The following is a 19,259-nucleotide window of genomic DNA, read 5'->3' as shown; positions in this document are numbered from 1 at the left end:
ATCCCGTCAACCCGCATGCTAAAGGTAAAGTATGTGCGGTAATCTTTGATTTTTCTGAAGTAATCGGCTTTGGCTCTGTTGATGTTATCGTTGATTTGGCTCGGCACTAACGCTTTGTTATGCTGTTGAACGCCAAACGGTATACATGATACAACGCCAGTTAAAGGTCGCCTGATGAAAATTTTTTACAGATAAACACAAATTTTATGTTTGGAACTCGTACGTCGGCTTTTCTGAAACTATCGAAAAGAGACTTAAAATATGACTTCCCTGCTAGTGTTGTGGTGTTTTTGGTGGCACTTCCATTATGTTTGGGAATTGCAATGGCCTCTGGTGCGCCATTGTTTGCAGGATTATTGACTGGTGTAATTGGTGGAATCGTTGTCGCTTCAATCAGTAAATCACCACTCAGTGTAAGTGGGCCAGCTGCTGGTCTTACAGTTATTGTCTTAGGTGCTATTCAGAGCCTAGGGGCATATGAAACCTTTCTACTTGCCGTCGTGATTGCCGGTGTAGTACAAGTTATTCTCGGTATATTAAAAGCAGGGATGATCGGAAACTATTTCCCTTCAGCAGTCATTGTCGGTATGCTTGCTGCGATCGGTATCACAATTATCATGAAGCAGATTCCTTTGGCATTGGGCTTAGTGGAAACACATGCCTTCGAAATGGACAATGGTCATGGTATCGGTGCCTATTTTGACACGATAGCCTCTGCGATCAACTTTGGTGCATTGATCATTTGCGCCTTGTCATTGGCGATCCTAATCTTTTGGCCATCTATTCCAAAGCTCAACAAGGTGCCAGCCCCATTGGTTGTCGTGATGCTAGGCGTAAGTTTAGCTTATCTTTTCAACGGCTCAGCATTCCAGTTGCATGACAAGCAATTTGTACTAGTCCCTATTGTCGGTTCTTTTGCTGAATTCACAGGATTATTTACCCTCCCGGACTTTACACAGATTGTCAACAAAGATGTGTGGATAGCTGCATTTACGATTGCAATTATTGCAAGTTTAGAGACTTTATTGAGCATCGAGGCCGTTGATAAAATAGACCCCTACAAAAGAAATACGCCAACCAACCGCGAACTTGTTGCACAAGGCATCGGAAATATGACCAGTGGACTTCTGGGCGGTCTGCCGTTGACCTCCGTCATTGTACGCTCATCAGCAAACGTCAATGCAGGCGGAAAAACAAGGCAATCTGCCATCATGCATGGTATATGGCTATTGGTCGCTATGCTCGCTATCCCAACAATGCTGAACATGATTCCTTTGGCCTGTCTGGCGGCCATCCTTCTCCATACAGGATATAAATTGGCTAAACCAAGTCTATTCACCTCAATGTACAAAAAAGGCTTAGATCAATTTATCCCATTTTTTGTCACCATTGTAGCGATTGTGTTTACCGATCTCCTTATGGGGGTAGGGATAGGTATTGTCGTGGCGACATTCTATATCTTAAGAGCCAATATGAAAAATGCTTTTAAATATAATATTGAAAAAGACAATGAAGAAGATAAGGCTGTCATTACATTAGCGGAGGAAGTATCATTTTTGAACAAGGTTCCTATCCAACAAAAATTGTACAGCTTACCAAAATCGATCAGTAAGATCCGAATCGATGGGACATTCAGTAAATTTATAGACAAGGATGTCATCGAAGTCATCAAAGATTTTGAACAGAATGCCAGAAGTAAAGGCAAAGACATCGAACTTTTGCAGGTGGTCTATAAGAAACCTTCATAGGATACGGACCTTTGACGTATCTCGTAGGCCATTCCCTTCCATTGGTCGGCTAGCAAGCTGGATTGAAATGGGGGGGAGACGGTTATTGAATAGCAAGAACAGCTATTCAATAAAAATAAGTTGTTTGAAGTAAACAATGAATTTAGACATTTGTATTATTATAATAAAATTGAAACGATGCCTTCGGGCAAGAGTGAAATAAGAAGAATATGGAAAATAAAGATTTAAAAATAGGATTTGACAATATCATTAAGGGAAATAAAGAGTGGATGGAGTTTGTAAAGAATGATGCTACAGGGCGGTTCCAACAGCTTTCTAAAGGTCAAAATCCAGAAATTCTTTGGATCGGTTGTGCCGATAGCCGAGTACCTGCAAATGAATTGACAGGTACAAAGCCTGGAGAGGTATTCGTTCATCGTAATATTGCCAACATGGTCATTCACTCCGATATGAGTATGCTTTCCGTCTTAGACTATGCGGTCAATGTTTTGAAAGTAAAACATGTCATTATCGCAGGTCACTATGGCTGTGGTGGTGTAGCAGCCTCTTTAAGCAGCAAGCAGTACGGTATTATTGACAACTGGTTGGGTCATATCAAAGATGTATATCGCTTACACAGTGCAGAGATTGATGCGATCCAAGAGCATGATAAAAAAGTAGATCGTTTAATCGAGCTCAATGTACAAGAGCAAGTTTTCAATCTGTGCGCGACGTCAATCATTCAAAATGCATGGAAAGAGCGTGATGATCTTGCCGTGCATGGCATGATTATCAATATCGGCACTGGAGAATTGATCGATCAACACTGTACGTTTACCAATAATGACGAGCTAGGTGAAGTCTTCGCTTATAAATAGCGTAGTAATAAAAATCGGTAAAAAGGGACGAAATTTCGTCCCTTTTTTATTGTGGGTCCAAACCTTATTACGTCTTCCCATTCTTACCGATACAGCCAGCACATTCAATCACTCATACTAAGGCGAATATCTACGATCTCCTAGCTAATATCTCGCTACGAATAATTAACTTTGTATTATGAGTGAAGAAAAATCATTAAATTTTATCGAGGAAATTGTCGAAGAGGATCTTCGAACAGGAAAGCATGGCGGACGTGTATTGACACGTTTTCCTCCTGAGCCAAATGGTTACCTCCACATTGGTCACGCCAAATCCATCTGCTTGAATTTTGGATTAGCACAGCAGTATAATGGCAAGACTAATCTACGTTTTGATGACACTAACCCTGTCACTGAGGATACCGAGTATGTTGAAAGCATCAAGAAAGATATTCAATGGCTTGGATTCCAGTGGGCAGAGGAATTATATACTTCAGATTATTTTGAGACACTATATCGTTATGCCGTTGAGCTAATAAAAAAAGGTCTAGCTTATGTGGACGACAGCACTGCTGAAGAAATTGCAGCAGCAAAAGGTACCCCAACAGAACCCGGTGTTCCGACACCATATCGCGACAGGTCTATTGAAGAAAATTTGACCTTATTCGCAGATATGCGCGCCGGTAAATACCAAGATGGCGAAAAAGTACTTCGGGCAAGGATTGATTTGGCTAGCCCAAATATGCACTTGCGCGACCCTTTATTATACCGCATCAAGCACGCTCATCACCACAGAACGGGGAATCAATGGTGTATCTATCCGATGTATGATTTTGCACATGGCCAATCAGACTCCATTGAGAAAATTACACACTCCATCTGTACATTGGAATTTATTCCACATCGCCCACTTTATGATTGGTGTATAGATAAATTGGAGATTTTCCCTTCCAAACAATACGAATTTGCACGCTTGAATATGACCTATACTGTCATGAGTAAACGTAAATTACTGCAACTGGTCAATGATAAGTTTGTTGAAAGCTGGGACGACCCGCGCATGCCTACGATCTCAGGATTGCGCAGAAGGGGGTATACACCGGCGAGTATCCGCAACTTCTGTGAAAAAATCGGTGTTCAAAAACGTGAAAACATGATCGATGTCAGTCTTTTGGAATTCTGTATCCGTGAGGATCTCAACAAAACGGCATGGCGCAGAATGGCTGTCCTTGATCCAATCAAATTGGTGATCACAAACTATCCTGATGGTCAGGTAGAGGATCTTATTGGTGAGAATAACCCTGAAGTCGAAGGCGGTGAAGGTTCACGCTCCATTCCATTTTCAAAAGAGCTCTGGATAGAGCGCGATGATTTTATGGAAGATGCACCAAAAAAATTCTTCCGCTTGGGCCCTGGGCTTTCCGTACGTTTGAAACATGCTTACATCGTTACCTGTCATGATTTTGTGAAAGATGAAAACGGAAACGTGACGGAAGTTCATTGTACCTATGTTCCAAACTCAAAATCAGGAGAAGATACTTCAGGATTAAAAGTTAAAGGAACAATCCATTGGATCTCGGTTCCACATGCGAAAGAAGCCGAAGTAAGATTGTACGACAGATTGTTCAATGATGAAAATCCTGCCGCTGCAGAAGATTTTAAAGCATCGATCAACCCTGAAAGTTTACATATTATCCAACGTGCTTACATTGAACCGGATCTGGCTAACGCTACGCCTGGAAAGGGATATCAATTTATACGATTGGGTTATTTTACATTAGACACACAGTCAACGCCAGACCATCTAGTCTTTAACCGTACGGTTACATTAAAAGACTCCTGGGGTAAGGAAGTGAAGAAAAATGCGTAAAACCGTAACTTCTAAAATAGAACAGGTCGGATTCATTCCGACCTGTTCTATTTTAGGAGCGTTCCTATTCCATTCAATATGCATTGACATACCGGATTTGTATCCCCATTAGCCCTGCTAAACGAGACTCCAGTCCCCCACTTGCCCCCAACTCTCCTAGCAGTTATTCTGGTGCACAATCCGCAGTTGCGCGAATGACATACTTTCATAACGTTTGCTCGTCCTCAGGCGAGACAAATGCGTGTAATAGCCCTATTATCCCAATGTGGCTTGAAAAACTATTACAGCGGATTTACACCTACCCATACTTTCCTATTTTTTACAACAGTAATTTATAAAGGTACATCATCTGCAATAGGAAAAACATCGTATCATTCATTTTTCAACCTGATTATCGTCACTCTTTTGCCCTGATTTTAGCAATAGTTTTACAGCAAACAAAATACCCTTAATGATATGAAAAAGCTACTTTTAATTGCACTAACACTTACCCTAGGCGCACTAAGTTTACAGGCACAAACAATCCCTAATCAACGCTGGCAAATGAGACTCAGAGGTGTGACAGTCATGCCAAACGAATCGGCCAAGATTAATACCATAGGCGGAGACGTCGACATCAATACGAAATTTATCCCTGAACTTGACTTCACCTATTTCTTCACAAAAAACATTGCGGCGGAATTGATCCTTGGGACTACAAAACATAAAGTTAATACAACAGGTTCAAATTTAACTGCCATTGGTGGCAGTCCATCCAGCAATGTGGATCTTGGGAGTGTATGGCTCCTCCCTCCCACACTGACAGCGCAATATCACTTCCTCCCCGACGGTGCCATTAAACCCTATGTAGGAGCGGGAATAAATTACACCATATTCTATAGCGTCAATGCGGGGCAAACGGTTAAAAATGTAAAATATGATAATGCTTTCGGCTTTGCGACTCAACTGGGAATTGATTTTAAGCTATCTGAAAAATATTTCGTGAATTTAGATGCTAAGTATATTCTTTTAAAGACCGATGTCAATGTGGATGCGTCAAACCTCGCCCCCAACCTATCCATACCGGCAAAAGTTGACATCAACCCCTTCCTGCTCGGCTTTGGAGTCGGCATGAAATTTTAATAACTCGGCTCATTCCCTATCCTATATGTATCGAGGCCTCTTCCAATATTTTAGAAGAGGCCTCATCTGGTTTCTTATCTCAAATACGTTAATCCAATGCCCCATTAGGCGTGCCTGGTAATTTGGTTCAGTTCATCATCAAAATTATTCTACGCCGTACCAATTTTGATATTGCTGCCTCAACTGCTCAACACGTGCCAATCGTTTGGTATCCTTTGCTTCCAATAAAATAGCCTTATACCGGTCTACAGAGTCCAAGCCGGTCTGAATATCATTCCACTCAAAGCTCAGGTTTTTCTTATCCATTACCAATTGATGTAGGTATTCCATATTTTCAGCGACATAGTCAAGGTTACGGTCCATCATCCTGTTGGCCAGCTGAGGTTGCCCCGAGCGATACAGACTATCGATAATATCGGCATAATTGATGGCGTCCGACATCGCATATACGCGATCGGGCAATTGATCGTATGCTTTTTTTGCCACCTCCCCAGCTTGTTTGACCTGGCCATTGGCTAAAAGCATTCGGGCAGCTTTTCCAAATATATCACGGGCGTACATGCTTGCAAAGCGGAACGAATCTGTATCCAAGTATTGTGCATTTTTAACATTACCCCAATGATACGTATGCATAATATTGCTATATAACGCCTCCATATTAACTAGCCCACCCTGCTCACTTCGTTTTCCTGTCGACTGATCTGTAGCAGTGACAGGCATCAATCGAGAAGTAAAGCCCTCATTGACCAGGTATTTATCCAGTCCCAACTTAATATCACTTGGCAGCATATTCGAAAAATATATCGGTCTGTCCCAATGATTATTTTCAAGCACGGATAACAGGGTTAAATCCGACCTGGTCAGATGATCATTCGGAATTTCCCATTCCATTGCAGAAACTATAGCTCCCTGAAAATACGCCGGAACCGCATTTTTCTTAACCACCTCGTCTTTATCAATGCGCAATTGGACTTTCTTGGAAGGGAAATAGTTTTCCATATCACCGGAATTCAGCTGAACTTTATACTCCGGATCATCCGATGTGACAAACTGCAATAACTGCTGTATATCTACCGCATTGTCAAGTTGTCTATCTACGAAAGGGATATAATCACGAACGCCTTTTTTCGTCTTTTCAGCGGGAATCGTCACGGGGAGCCCTGCCGCTTGATACGTGGGTTGTTTGGCCTGTTGCATATACCAATCGCCTGTGAGATAGCTTAACACGACAACCCGAACATCCGGACGTACGCCCTCTACTTCTTGCAAATACCATACAGGAAATGTATCATGATCGCCATAGGTAAATAGAATAGCATTTGGAGCACAGGATTCCAAATAATTGCGTGCCATATCCCTTGCCAACGATTTCTCGGACCGATTATGATCATCCCAGTTTTGATGAGCCAAAATAATAGGGCCTCCCAACAGCGCAAAAGAAATACCTGTCGCTAAAGCGTAACGTGTTTGTACAAAACGGTTGAAAAACCGAACAAATGCTATTACTCCCAGCCCAATCCAGATCGCAAAAGCATAGAAAGACCCCACGTAAGCATAATCTCGTTCCCGGGGTTGCATAGGAGTTTGGTTGAGATAAACTACGATCGCTACCCCCGTAAACACAAACAGCAAGGTCAGTACCAAGGTATAAGGTTTATTGTTTCGGTACAACCAGATCGCACCAGCTATTCCGAGTAGCAGTGGAAGAAAAAAATAAGTGTTCCGGCTCGGGTCATGCTCCTGCGATCGAGATATTTTATCTTGCCCCCCTAAACGCCAATTATCCAATGGTCTGATCCCCGACAACCAGTTGCCGTCACTATAGGTCCCATATCCTTGCCTGTCATTCTGTCTACCCACAAAATTCCATAAGAAATATCGGGTATACATATCTCCCAGTTGAAAATTAAAAAAGAACTTAAAATTATCGGAAAACGTTGGCTGTTGCCCTTCTTTCAAATTGAGGTAACTTCTGTAATAAGCTTGATGGCTTCCATCTTGGCTATAGATACGCGGGAAAAAGGTTTCCTTATCAAATTGATATTTGTCTACCTGTGTGAAGGGAACATACTCCGACTTATCTTTCCGATAGCTCGTCTTACTATCGACGCCAACCACTTGCGAGTCATAATAAGGTCCTTTGAGTAACGGTTCCCGTATATATTGTTCACGGCTCAAATATCCTAAAAAAGAAAATACATTATCCGGCGCATTATTGTTCAAGGATGGATTTGCTTTCCCTCGGATCATGACCATGGTGTAGGAACTGTATCCAAATAAAACAAAACAAAGAACCAGCAAGGCTGTATTGAGTGTATATTTCTGCTTTTTATAGGAATAATATAGACCGTAAATTATCAATCCCCCCAATAATAGGCACGAGAAAAAAATTCCGGTACCAAATCCCATTCCCAATGAGTTCACAAATACGAGATCCACTTTAGCCGCTAGACCGACTAACCATTGAATAATTCCCCACAAAACGGCCCCCAAGATCAGCACTCCGACGAGGAAAGCTTTTATTGTCCCTTTCGCATTAACCTGTCTCGCTCTTCGGAAATAAACAACCATCGCGATAGCCGGGATTGCTAAAAGATTTAATAGATGCACTCCGATCGAAAGCCCCATAACAAAAGCAATAAAAACCAGCCAACGATCGCTACCGTCTTCATCTGCACGGACTTCCCACTTTAAAATTGCCCAAAATACAACTGCTGTACATAAGGAAGACATTGCATAAACTTCAGATTCTACTGCCGAATACCAAAATGAATCGCTGAAACTAAATGCCATTGCACCGACAACTCCTGCGCCGAAGATCTGCAGGTAGGTTGACAAAGAAGCTTGTTTGTCTTTGTTGAGTAGCTTTTTAGCAATGGCGGTTATTGTCCAAAATAAAAAGGTAACAGTAATTCCACTGCAAACTGCAGAACCTATATTCATCCAATAGGCGATCTGCCCCTTATTCCCTAAAGCGAGATTAGAAAATATATTCTGAATAAGAAGAAACAATGGTGCTCCCGGTTGATGTGCCACCTCCAATTTATAGGCACAGGCTATAAATTCACCGCAATCCCACCAGCTTACCGTCTTTTCAACTGTAGCGATATATACACAGGTGGCAATTAGTCCGCAAGCAAAACCGAGTAGAGAATTTAATCTATTGTACGTCATAAGGTCAATTGGTCTATTGTTAAAATCCTTTTTAGCACTTTAAGTTAAAAAGTTATCCTGACTCCGACACACGAATTAACACTATTTAACACCAGTACCTGACTGTAAACAGGCTATTCAACACTGAATATAGAGATCGACCTAAACCACGCTGCCGAGACTTTCAACCTATTTCAGGCTTTCACAATGAATATTATCATAAAAAAGGGAGCTTATCTGCTCCCTTTTTTATCATTTTATGAGTTAGGCTAGTTTTTCAACAATCTTCTTTGTTGGACCAGGATTACTCATCGTATAAAAATGTAATACCGGAGCGCCAAATTTAATCAGCTCCTGACACTGTTGTACCAACCACTCTTCACCTACCTGTCTGACGTCGGCATTCGTTTTACATGCCGCGACAGCGTCACTCAGTTCCTCTGGAATATCTAAATGAAAAATTCTTGGCAAGGTCACCAATTGCTTTTTTGTTGTCAGTGGTTTTAATCCCGGAATAATGGGCACATGGATTCCATTGTCCCTACATTTTGTTACAAATTCCTTGTATTTTTCAACATTAAAGAACATCTGAGTCACAATAAACTCTGCTCCCATATCGACTTTTTGTTTCAGATATTTAAAATCAGTATTGAAATTTGGAGATTCAAAATGCTTTTCGGGATACCCGGCTACTCCGATGCAAAAATCAGTCTTTTCCGACGTGATAATGTCTTCATGCAGATACTTTCCTTTATTCATATCGGTTACCTGTTCCAATAGGTCTGTTGCAAAAGCATGTCCACCATCGGTTGGTATAAAATCGGCATCGCCCTTACGTGCATCACCCCGCAACACCAAAACGTTATCTATCCCCAGGAAGTTCAAATCGATCAATGCATTTTCAGTTTCCTCTTTTGTAAAACCCCCACATATCAAATGTGGCACCGCATCCACTTTATATTTATTCATGATGGCCGCACATATCGCCACTGTCCCAGGACGTTTACGATAGGAAACACGTTCCAGTAATCCACTCGCATGCTCTTTATAGATATAATCTTCCCGATGGTAGGTGACGTCGATAAAAGGAGGTTTAAACTCCATCAGTTCATCCATGGTTTTAAAAATACTTTGGATGCCCTGCCCTTTCGCCGGTGGCAATAGCTCAAAAGAAAACAATGTTTTTCCTTTGGCATTCTGGATATGATCGATAATCTTCATTAAAAAACTGTTTTTAGTTTGGTTGGCTTACATCGAAACGCACACGTCGAGGAATCGTTTATCTACATGTAACTTATCTTTCCCACATGGAGTAGGGTAGAATTTAGCACCTTGAACAATACAGGTTGCTAAGGCTTCAACGGGTCTATTCCCTCGGCCTTTCTCTATAAGCGTTGCTAATATCGTTTTAAAAAATCAAAAGACAAAAATATTTTTTCGAAAAGGCAAAAATAGCAGCAAAAAGACTTCAATAAACGATGTTTCAACGTCACTTTAGCTTTGTGTCCATGCAACGACAGGATTCTTCGCGCTACCAAGAGTTAAAGACCTAGAAAAACCAGTAGAATTAACGATCGAGGATCATAGACAGCGAAGAGATTGACTATGCCACAAGAACATTGGCTAAAGATTAGCTGCCAAAGAATTCCGTAAATTTTTGAGATAAAATGTGATCAATAAGAGTCCCCGAACATGGTACTCTTCTTTCGATCCATATTTAAATCCGTCAAATAAATAGTGATAGGCGACTAATGCCTCTTTTTCGTTGTAAAATAATTCCTTCCAAGAATCAGGAACATCTGCCCATGCCTTGAGCACAATGCCATTCTCGGCATAAATAATTGGTGATTCGACACCATCCATTCGATAATCGTGATGGGTGCCAGAGCTTGATATGTGTTGGAAATAAGCGATAGAATAATCTACGAAATTCAAGGCCCTCGCTTTTATCTCCTTTTCACTTTCTGATTTTACCGGAGCATTTCGCCATAAATTCACTTGGCTATCAAATTTACTGGGCGTTTCCCGGATAAGGGTTTTATCTAACACAAAGTTGATATAAAGTCTTTCACTAGTGGGTATACGTGCTGAGCTAAACTGTGAAAAATCACCTCTCAGCTGAACAAAATCTTTTTTTATTTTAACAATATCCAAAGCGACACTACCTTTTTTCTCATCCGTCAATTCTAATCTATCACCGTCAAATTTGTACTTACCAAAGAGTAAGATATCATCAATCGCCATGACAAACTGGTCCTTATCATGAAGCGAAAGAAAGGATCGGTATAGAATAGGATCATTACCATAGGTATCTGCCTCCACATTTTGGGGAGATTCTCTTTTTAATTTATGATACTCATCATTTGGATAGCCCAATATCATTTGGTAGTTGCCTTCAGGAAACTCCTTTTTCTTCCCAAAGAAAGTACACGAAGACAATGAGAGTGTGAATAACAGCAGTAATAACGGTTTCAAAATCAATTAATAATTATGGCCAATAGTAATATTAATATATAAGGACCAAGATAAGAAATTACTGCAATAGTAAGTATAGGATATTCAATTGAATAAGCTTGGGGATATGCCTATTCCTTATACAGATCGACCAATCCCTCAGGCAATTCAACTTCAATGATCTCCTCTTCGCCATCAATTCCTAAGATCAAATCGTCGGACAGCGGAAACATCAGTTCTTTGCCATCCATATCTACTGTGGCGACAAATTGTTGTGGGAATTCCTGAACATCTGTTATTTGCCCCAGTTCGCCATGGTTTTCATCGATCACTAAAAATCCGATTAAATCAGTATATCTAAAATCATCCGGGTCTCGCTCGGGCATTTTATCATTGGAAAGATATAGCTTTTTACGAACGAGTACCTGAGCCTTATCGATATGATCCACATCCTCAAATGTTACATAAGCAGTGCTATTTTTTTGAAATTTAATGGCATCAACAAAATAAGGAACAAGCTTTTTGTTCACTTCCACAAAGACAACATCGATATCCAAACTCTCGTATTCTTCGAATTCAAAAAACAGTTGTACTTCTCCTTTAAGACCTCTTGTTTTACTGATGTAACCGATGTAAAAGCATTGATCAATAGTCATATTTTTCTTATTTGGCGATTAGCTGTGAGACATGATTTGGCAAACGATTAGCCTATTGGCTGTTTCAAAAAAAGCCGGCTCAAGATTGAGTCGGCTTTCTCGAATACTTTATGAAAGAATTAACCTTCAGTTTCTTCTGATGCAGGAGCTTCAGTCTCTTCAGCAGCAGTTTCTTCTGCTACAGGAGCATTTTTAGCAGCAACAGCAGCAGCTTTTTCTTCTTTTTTCTTAGCTTCAGCCACTAAAGCAGCTTTTTTAGCTTCAGCTTTAGTTTGTGCTAAACCATCTTTTTTACCAGAGATTCTAGCTTCTTGAGCGTCAGTCCAAGCTGTAAATTTAGCTTCAGCAGCAGCTTCATCAAAAGCACCTTTTTTCACACCACCTTGCAAGTGTTTTTTGTAAAGAACACCTTTGTAAGAAAGGATAGCACGAGCAGTGTCAGTTGGTTGAGCACCTTTATTCATCCAATCCAAAGCTTTTTCAAAATCCAAAACGATAGTTGCTGGATTTGTGTTTGGGTTGTAAGAACCAATACGTTCGATGAATTTACCGTCACGTGGAGCGCGAGAATCCGCTACGACTACGTGGTAAAAAGGACGTCCTTTTTTACCGTGTCTTTGCAATCTGATTTTAGTTGCCATTTTTTAATTTTATTTTATGTATTCAACATATCCCCCGAGCTTCATACTAGAGGGGATGCAAAGATAGTTATTTTTTTTTAATCAGCGTTATAATTTAATAAAACTTCACTGAAAACGACAGGGTTAGCTTCTTTCAGTAACCACTTTCAGGTTAAACACGTCCTACGCACGTTAAGATTTTGCTCTTACCATACTGTAGGTGAAACAAGTCTTTCAAAAAATCAGTGTACAAAATAGCCCTTTTCTTCAAAACTTTCGTGACTTCGCAGATACCAACAGCAATGATAGCAAACTGAAAGTTTTTTCTAGCCAATAAAATAAGACACTTTCAAAAAAAAGCTATTTTACCAAATGTAAACAGGATGAACCGTTTGTGTACTTTCCCTTCGAAATAGTCACTGACATTTTTGCCAATTCACTTTTTACTTTCTACCTTCATTCTATGAAATCTGTTGCGCCATTAAAAATACTCAAAGCTTCGGCCGGTTCAGGAAAAACCTTTAGCTTAACTTTACACTATCTCACACTCCTACTATCCAACGAGAATAGCTATAAGGAGATTTTGGCGGTCACATTTACCAATAAGGCAACCGCTGAGATGAAGGAACGTATCCTTTCGGTACTCCATGGCTTGGCAACAGGCGATCGTAGCCCTAAAATTGAAGATTTCAGAAAGCTTCTTCTCGAGCAACAGCCAGATTGGAACCCGCATCTAATACAAGAGAAAGCTTACCGTGTCTACCGTCGTATCCTACATGACTATAGTCATTTTACCATAAGTACAATTGATGGTTTTTCCCAAAAAGTCATTCGTGCATTTACTTATGAACTCAATCTTGATGCAGCTTATAAGATTGAAATGAATGTCAATAAAGTGAAAAATGACTTAACAGTCATGCTTAATCAATTGCTGGATGAACGCCCCGACTTACTTGACTGGATTATAGCGTATGCGGAAAAGAAAATAGCAAAAAATGAAAATTGGAACTACCGCCAACAATTAATGAGTTTGGCAAGCCTTATTTTCTCTGAAAACTTCCAGGAATTTGACGGCTATATCAACTCTGCTAATCCCAAGGAGGTTTTTAATCTCCTGAATCAGGAGGTTGAACAGAAGATAAACTCCTTTACCGAAGCGCTCTCCATGACGATTGAAGCGTTTAGTGAAACGTTCAAAAATTTTAACATCTCCGAAAATGACCTGAAAGGCAAATCGCGCAACAAAATAATCTCCGCAAGCAAAACCAACAAAAAAACGGAAAAACTGAGCGCTTCTGAAATCGCCAAAGTATTGGAAAAATACCTCCAATTGATCGATAATGAGGATGCTTTTACAGATAGTGACAAAAATATACGTTATGATCTTATCGCCGCACTCAGCCCCATCCTGGCATCTTTCCAGAAGCTACATGATAATCTATCCGCTTACATTGCGTATCAAGCGGTACAAAATAATCTCTATTATCTACGCCTGCTCAAGGAAATGAGCGACTTACTGACGCAATGGCGACGGGACAATGGCGCTCAATTAATCTCTGACTCACAAATTCTATTAAACAAACTCGGATTGGATGAAAATAGCGATCCAACATTTATCTGGGAGAAGATTGGCAATCGTTTTAACTACTTTTTGTTTGACGAATTTCAGGACACTTCGCGTATTCAGTGGAAAAACTATAGTCCGCTTTTGATTAATGCATTGGCCGATGCCAAGGGCACAGTGAGCGAACACCTGATCGTTGGTGATGTCAAACAAAGTATCTATCGCTGGCGAAATGGTGATTGGCGAATTTTACTCCAACAGGTAGAACAACAGATTGGTCATACCTTTCACCTGGACGAGGATAGCAAAACAACCTTTATCGAAAACGGGAGCCTCGACACCAACTTTAGAAGTCTTCCAAATATCATTCATTTAAACAACTACCTCTTTAGTAGTATTCCCCAACATCTACAGCAGGTACTGAATGAAAAAGTATCCGAAAACCTCGATGAAGAAGGTAAACAGTGGTGGATTTCTGCCGGCAATGACAACATGTTGGTCAAAGCTTATGAAAACAGTCAACAAGAGGTCCCTGAGCATAAAAAAGGAAAACTTGACCAGTTAGGATCTATTGAAATCTCCTACATTCCTGTCACTGATGGACGCTATCGAAGAAATCAGGTTGTTGAAGAATCGCTCCTGCAGCTATGTCAAAAAATAGGCGACTGGATCGGCAGCGGTCGTTATCAGGCTCAACAGATCGGTATCCTGGTACGGAGTAATGCGCAGGCTAAATTGGTGATCCAAAAGCTCATGGATTTCAAAAAAGAGCAACAGCTTACATTTGAAGTGATATCAGGCGATGCATTATCCCTAGCGAGCAATGATGCTGTAGGATTATTGATCGAAACGTTGAAGGCTTTAGTCTATAATTCGGACAAACATACCATCCATAAAGCAAAGATGGTCTATCTCTACCAGCATATTCAAAATAAGACAATCGATCAAAATGCATGGTTAAAATTTGCTAGCAATGACATCCGTACCCTGAAAGATTATCTCCCTGAGGCGCTGATTGACTCCTGGGAAATGGCACAGAAGCAGCCTTTAGTCCATTTAATTGAGAAACTTATTGAAATCTACGGTTTTACAACCAAAGACAATATCCACCTCCCCTACCTCCTAGCTTTCAAGGATATGATCTCAGCTTTCTCCACCAATGGCGAACGTGGCATTATACAGTTCCTGGAATTTTGGGAAGAGGATGGCAATCGGGCTGTGCTCCCTTCCAACGGAGAAATTGATGCGATCGAGGTAACGACAATCCACAAATCAAAAGGCCTGGCTTATGATGTTGTGATGATTCCATTCTGTTCGTGGGATCTTGACGGCATGATTAATGGCGATTTTTGGATCGAGACATCAGATACCCCTTTTGCCCAATTGGGAAAAATTCCAATAAAATATACTTCCACGGTCGGCAAATCAGTATTTTTCAAGCAATATTTTGAAGAGATGCTGTTCAACTACATGGATGCCCTCAATACATTGTATGTAGCAACAACACGTGCTGTTGAACACCTCTATATTACGGCACCTTCCTTCAAAGAATCTGTTGACAAGAAGACGGGCGAAATTACTGGTTATGATATCAAAGATGAATATATCAGCGATGTACTCTATCAGGTCTTAGAGACTTCAACATCCCCGTTTACACTGGAAGAAAGAGGCATATATATCGATCAGATAATCGAACGAAAAAAAAGTCAGGCTCAAAAAAACAATATTATTTCCCTTCGCCATTATCCCATTTCCAAAGAATTGGAAATGGCCTTAGAAAAATCCAGTACGCGCAACATCAACGATATTATGATGCTGGAGAAAGCCGCGCAGTACGGCATATTGGCCCACGATATTATGGCCCAAATTTCAAAGGAAGAAGATATCCACAAACTGGTACGCCAGCTGATTCAGGAAGGCATCCTCTCCAAGGAAGAAGAGCCTTTTCTCATGCAGGAAATCAATCAGATCTGGCAGCACCCCATGATCAATAAATGGCTCACAGGAAACTATAAAATCTGGAACGAAGCGAGCATCATTACCGCCAAAGGAGAGACCATTCGTCCTGATAAAGTCTTCACTTCCAAAGAGGAAACAATTGTACTGGATTTTAAATTCACACAGACAGATTATATCGGACACAAATATCAAGTCGACAATTATAAAAAGAATTTGGAGAACCTGGGCTACAGCAACGTTAAAGCCTATCTCTACTATGCGAAATCAAATCAATTAACTGAAGTAAAATAACAGCACGATGCAAACAGCCTTTCTAAAATTAGTAGCAGCAGACATTCAAAAGCGTTTTGGAAACGACCTGAGTGAAATAGCCATCGTGTTTAATAATAAACGGCCAATTACCTATCTCAAAAAACATCTTTCTGAAGTGTACGGACAGGCCATTTGGTCGCCACAGTTCTTTACGATCCAAGAGTTTCTTAGGCTTTCGACCGATGATACCGAAGCCAGTCCTTTAACCCAATTTTTCCACCTGTTTAATATTCATAATGAGTTATTGGTCGCTGAAGGCAAACTACCAGAAGCGCTGGAAGAATTTTATCCGATTGCCGAAATTATATTGAGCGACTTCGGCCAACTGGATTACGACCTCGTCCCCATCGAGCAGATTTACTTAGAACTTTATGACAATACCAAAATCGACCTTGCTTTTCAACATCTCACACAAGAGCAGCAAGGGTTTATCCGTCAATTTTGGCAGTCTTTTTCTATTGCGGGGCATAGTGGAGTACAAGAGCGTTTTCTTCAACTTTGGAAAAGACTGCCCGTATTATATGATCGATTCAAAGAAAAGCTTAAAACAGAGGGCCAAACAAACTATCCGACAGTCTACCGTGATCTGGTTGAAGGTAAGGCTACGCATCAGCAGTTTGCATCTTCCTTCCAGCACATCCTTTTTGTCGGTTTCAATGCACTGAACAAGGCCGAAACAAAATTATTTAAACAATGGCAGGATGAAGGCCGTGCATTATTCTACTTTGATGCCGATGCCTATTACCTCGAAGACACGATGCAAGAGGCCGGCCTTTTTATTCGACGTAATATTTTTCAAACAGGTTTGGTCAACGCTTTAGGCGATAGCCCGAATATTATTGGCAATAGGACCTCAACCGTAAATCTATATGCCAGCACCGGAAAGATCAGCCAAACAAAATTGCTGTATGACATTCTCGAACGCAATAATAAAATGGAACAAACATCCGCCATTCTCCTAGCGGATGAAAACCTACTTGTCCCTTTGCTGCAAAGTCTACCCGAGGTCAAACCCAATATCACAACAGGATATCCCTTGACACAGTCTCCTATTTACGGAATACTAGACCTATGGCTGGAAGTCCATTTGGAGATATCCCAGTTCAAGAAACGGAAGATTCCTTATCAGATAATAGAAACCTTCATCAACCATCCGCTCAGTATGGTTTCTTTAGCCGACAAACTTCAGATTCAGAAGGAGATTGCCGATAAACAGCTCTTTGAGATCGCATTGGAGGAACTTCATATCAAAAGCTCTTTGCCTCAATTTTTTGTACCGATTGACAATTCAGCCTATTTGATACCCTCGCTCATCCTGCTCGTTGATGATCTGCTGCACAGTATTTCTTCTCAGGAGCGTATCCGCAAAATTGACAACAACCTCCTGATTGAAACAAAGAAAACATTGAATCAGCTGCTATTGGGCTTTGAAACTGTTGCTCCATTAAGTATCAGCTTCCAAATCGGCTTGATTAAAAAAGCCATCGCCCCAATAAATTCGGCCATAGAAGGTGATCCCCTAGAAGGTATTCAGATAATGGGGCTCTTGGAAAGTCGTTGTTTAAATTTTGACAACGTCTATATTCTAGGAGCAAATGAAGGCATTCTACCCAAAACGTCAAATTCACCTACTTTTATTCCTAACAGCCTAAGAAGTGCTTATGGGCTTCCCATATTAGAAAATCAGGATGCCTTGTCGGCCTATTTATTTTATCGCCATTTTCAATACAGTGAAGGAATACATATTTTCTACAATGGCTTGGTTGACGAAAGCTCTACTGGCGAAGAAAGTCGCTTTATCAAACAGCTGGAGTTTGAAAGTAAATTTAGATTTGACCGAAAAATTCAGCAACAGACCATTCAATTTGCGGATAAAGCCCAAGAAATTGTTATTGAGAAGCGTGGCGAGGTTTGGGAAAAGATGTACCAGGACTTTATCGTCAACCAGAAACGGATATCTGCAACGGCACTGACGACTTATCTGCAGTCCCCGTTGCAATTTTTTCTAAAACATATTGCCGGCATTAAAGAGCCCCCTTCCATCTCTCAGGAATTTGAGATGAATAAACTGGGAACTGTCATCCACAATGTGATGGAGAAGATATTCCTACCGTTCAAAGGACAACAGGACTTTACGCCCACAAGTGTCTTGCAGAAGCAGTTCGACAAGGTAGAGGCACAGGTGATCCGTGAAATAGGCCTGCAATATCAGATCGAATTAAAGGCAACAAATGATTTAAACAGCTTGCAGCGGATCATGCTGAAAATTGCCTGCGAGTATGTCAAGATGTATCTCGAATATGACATCAACAACTACAAAGCATTTCGGATTATTGAACTCGAGAACGACAACGATTATGTACTGCCCTTTCCTATTCAGATCAATGGAGAAGAACAACAGGTCACACTTTACGGTATTATTGACCGGGTAGACGAGGTCGTAACACACGACGATCGTATTATCAGTAGAATTGTCGATTACAAAACAGGTGGTGATTCGATCATGTTTAAAGGAATTGATCAGGTATTTGCGCCAAACACCGAAAATAAGGCGATGGTCCAAACCCTATTTTATGCCTATGTATTCGAACAGAAGACAGGAAGAAAACAACTTGAACCCCATCTCTATGTTGCGCGTAAAATGCGGGAAGAGGGCACATTATTCAGTGGTAAAGAAGGGGTATTGACCGATGAATTCCTTGCTTTCCAGAAAGAGAATTTTGTCGAATTCTTGCGGGATACTCTTCAGGAAATCTTTAATCCGGCTATTCCATTTCGACATAATCCGGACACGGTAGTTTATCCAAGCGACCCTTATACACTATTCTACCGGGAAGCGAGTAAATGGGCTGATGCAGAAGAATAAGTACAACAAAGGCTTTTTAATTAGGAGAGATAAAACTAAATGCGGTACATCAGTGGTACATAAAGTGTATTTAAAAACAAAGAGGCTGTCTCAAAAAGG

11 protein-coding genes and 1 riboswitch are annotated in these 19,259 nt (G+C 40.7%); of the genes, 6 read left to right on the top strand and 5 right to left on the bottom strand.

Features of this window, described 5'->3' with window-relative positions:
* The first annotated feature begins 206 nt into the window (after positions 1-206).
* From B3H30_RS07160 to B3H30_RS07145, 4 genes are all read left to right on the top strand, one after another.
* Complete coding sequence (locus B3H30_RS07160) at positions 207-1,748, top strand: SulP family inorganic anion transporter (protein WP_046673653.1); 1,542 nt, start codon at positions 207-209, stop codon at positions 1,746-1,748.
* A 209-nt stretch (positions 1,749-1,957) separates the two neighbouring features.
* Positions 1,958-2,605: a carbonic anhydrase gene (locus tag B3H30_RS07155; RefSeq protein ID WP_115046457.1), complete on the top strand. Its 648-nt coding sequence runs from the start codon at positions 1,958-1,960 to the stop codon at positions 2,603-2,605.
* Positions 2,606-2,783: 178 nt separating this feature from the next.
* Positions 2,784-4,454: a glutamine--tRNA ligase/YqeY domain fusion protein gene (locus B3H30_RS07150; protein WP_172462415.1), complete on the top strand. Its 1,671-nt coding sequence runs from the start codon at positions 2,784-2,786 to the stop codon at positions 4,452-4,454.
* A gap of 456 nt (positions 4,455-4,910) precedes the next feature.
* On the top strand, positions 4,911-5,576 hold the full coding sequence (locus B3H30_RS07145; RefSeq protein ID WP_070570317.1) for an OmpW/AlkL family protein: 666 nt from the start codon (positions 4,911-4,913) through the stop codon (positions 5,574-5,576).
* 144 nt (positions 5,577-5,720) lie between these two features.
* Here the strand turns inward: B3H30_RS07145 and B3H30_RS07140 are convergent, their stop codons facing one another.
* The 5 genes from B3H30_RS07140 to B3H30_RS07120 all read right to left on the bottom strand — a co-directional run bounded on the left by B3H30_RS07140 (position 5,721) and on the right by B3H30_RS07120 (position 12,480).
* Positions 5,721-8,750 carry a DUF2723 domain-containing protein gene (locus tag B3H30_RS07140; RefSeq protein WP_070570319.1) on the bottom strand — a complete coding sequence of 1,010 codons (3,030 nt, stop codon included), beginning with the start codon at positions 8,748-8,750 and terminating at the stop codon, positions 5,721-5,723.
* Positions 8,751-8,993: 243 nt separating this feature from the next.
* Positions 8,994-9,950: a methylenetetrahydrofolate reductase gene (locus B3H30_RS07135; RefSeq protein ID WP_046673648.1), complete on the bottom strand. Its 957-nt coding sequence runs from the start codon at positions 9,948-9,950 to the stop codon at positions 8,994-8,996.
* A gap of 70 nt (positions 9,951-10,020) precedes the next feature.
* Positions 10,021-10,123, bottom strand: a riboswitch (SAM riboswitch).
* 229 nt (positions 10,124-10,352) lie between these two features.
* A complete protein-coding gene (locus B3H30_RS07130; protein WP_070570361.1) occupies positions 10,353-11,204 on the bottom strand; it encodes a hypothetical protein in 852 nt (283 codons plus the stop codon).
* A 110-nt stretch (positions 11,205-11,314) separates the two neighbouring features.
* Positions 11,315-11,839 (bottom strand): ribosome maturation factor RimM, encoded by a 525-nt coding sequence (gene rimM, locus B3H30_RS07125; RefSeq protein ID WP_046673647.1) that lies wholly within the window; start codon positions 11,837-11,839, stop codon positions 11,315-11,317.
* A 119-nt stretch (positions 11,840-11,958) separates the two neighbouring features.
* Positions 11,959-12,480, bottom strand: coding sequence for a 30S ribosomal protein S16 (locus tag B3H30_RS07120; RefSeq protein WP_070570321.1), 522 nt, complete (start codon positions 12,478-12,480; stop codon positions 11,959-11,961).
* A gap of 442 nt (positions 12,481-12,922) precedes the next feature.
* On the opposite strand from B3H30_RS07120, the gene B3H30_RS07115 reads away from it, so the two are divergent.
* Positions 12,923-16,273, top strand: coding sequence for a UvrD-helicase domain-containing protein (locus B3H30_RS07115; protein WP_070570323.1), 3,351 nt, complete (start codon positions 12,923-12,925; stop codon positions 16,271-16,273).
* Between the two features lie 7 nt (positions 16,274-16,280).
* On the top strand, positions 16,281-19,160 hold the full coding sequence (locus tag B3H30_RS07110; protein WP_286833813.1) for a PD-(D/E)XK nuclease family protein: 2,880 nt from the start codon (positions 16,281-16,283) through the stop codon (positions 19,158-19,160).
* Positions 19,161-19,259: the final 99 nt, after the last annotated feature.

Source organism: Sphingobacterium sp. UBA7038 (genome assembly GCF_002494055.1).
GTDB lineage: Bacteria > Bacteroidota > Bacteroidia > Sphingobacteriales > Sphingobacteriaceae > Sphingobacterium > Sphingobacterium multivorum.
Note: the sequence above shows the minus strand (reverse complement) of the source record. Positions and strands in the feature narration are given on the sequence as shown.

Bases quoted from the DNA above. Each gene is read 5' to 3' on its own strand.
- B3H30_RS07115 (WP_070570323.1), top strand. From the start codon at position 12,923: ATGAAATCTGTTGCGCCATTAAAAATACTCAAAGCTTCGGCCGGTTCA.
- B3H30_RS07150 (WP_172462415.1), top strand. From the start codon at position 2,784: ATGAGTGAAGAAAAATCATTAAATTTTATCGAGGAAATTGTCGAAGAG.
- B3H30_RS07120 (WP_070570321.1), bottom strand. From the start codon at position 12,480: ATGGCAACTAAAATCAGATTGCAAAGACACGGTAAAAAAGGACGTCCT.
- B3H30_RS07110 (WP_286833813.1), top strand. From the start codon at position 16,281: ATGCAAACAGCCTTTCTAAAATTAGTAGCAGCAGACATTCAAAAGCGT.
- B3H30_RS07160 (WP_046673653.1), top strand. From the start codon at position 207: ATGTTTGGAACTCGTACGTCGGCTTTTCTGAAACTATCGAAAAGAGAC.
- rimM (WP_046673647.1), bottom strand. From the start codon at position 11,839: ATGACTATTGATCAATGCTTTTACATCGGTTACATCAGTAAAACAAGA.
- B3H30_RS07155 (WP_115046457.1), top strand. From the start codon at position 1,958: ATGGAAAATAAAGATTTAAAAATAGGATTTGACAATATCATTAAGGGA.
- B3H30_RS07145 (WP_070570317.1), top strand. From the start codon at position 4,911: ATGAAAAAGCTACTTTTAATTGCACTAACACTTACCCTAGGCGCACTA.
- B3H30_RS07140 (WP_070570319.1), bottom strand. From the start codon at position 8,750: ATGACGTACAATAGATTAAATTCTCTACTCGGTTTTGCTTGCGGACTA.
- B3H30_RS07135 (WP_046673648.1), bottom strand. From the start codon at position 9,950: ATGAAGATTATCGATCATATCCAGAATGCCAAAGGAAAAACATTGTTT.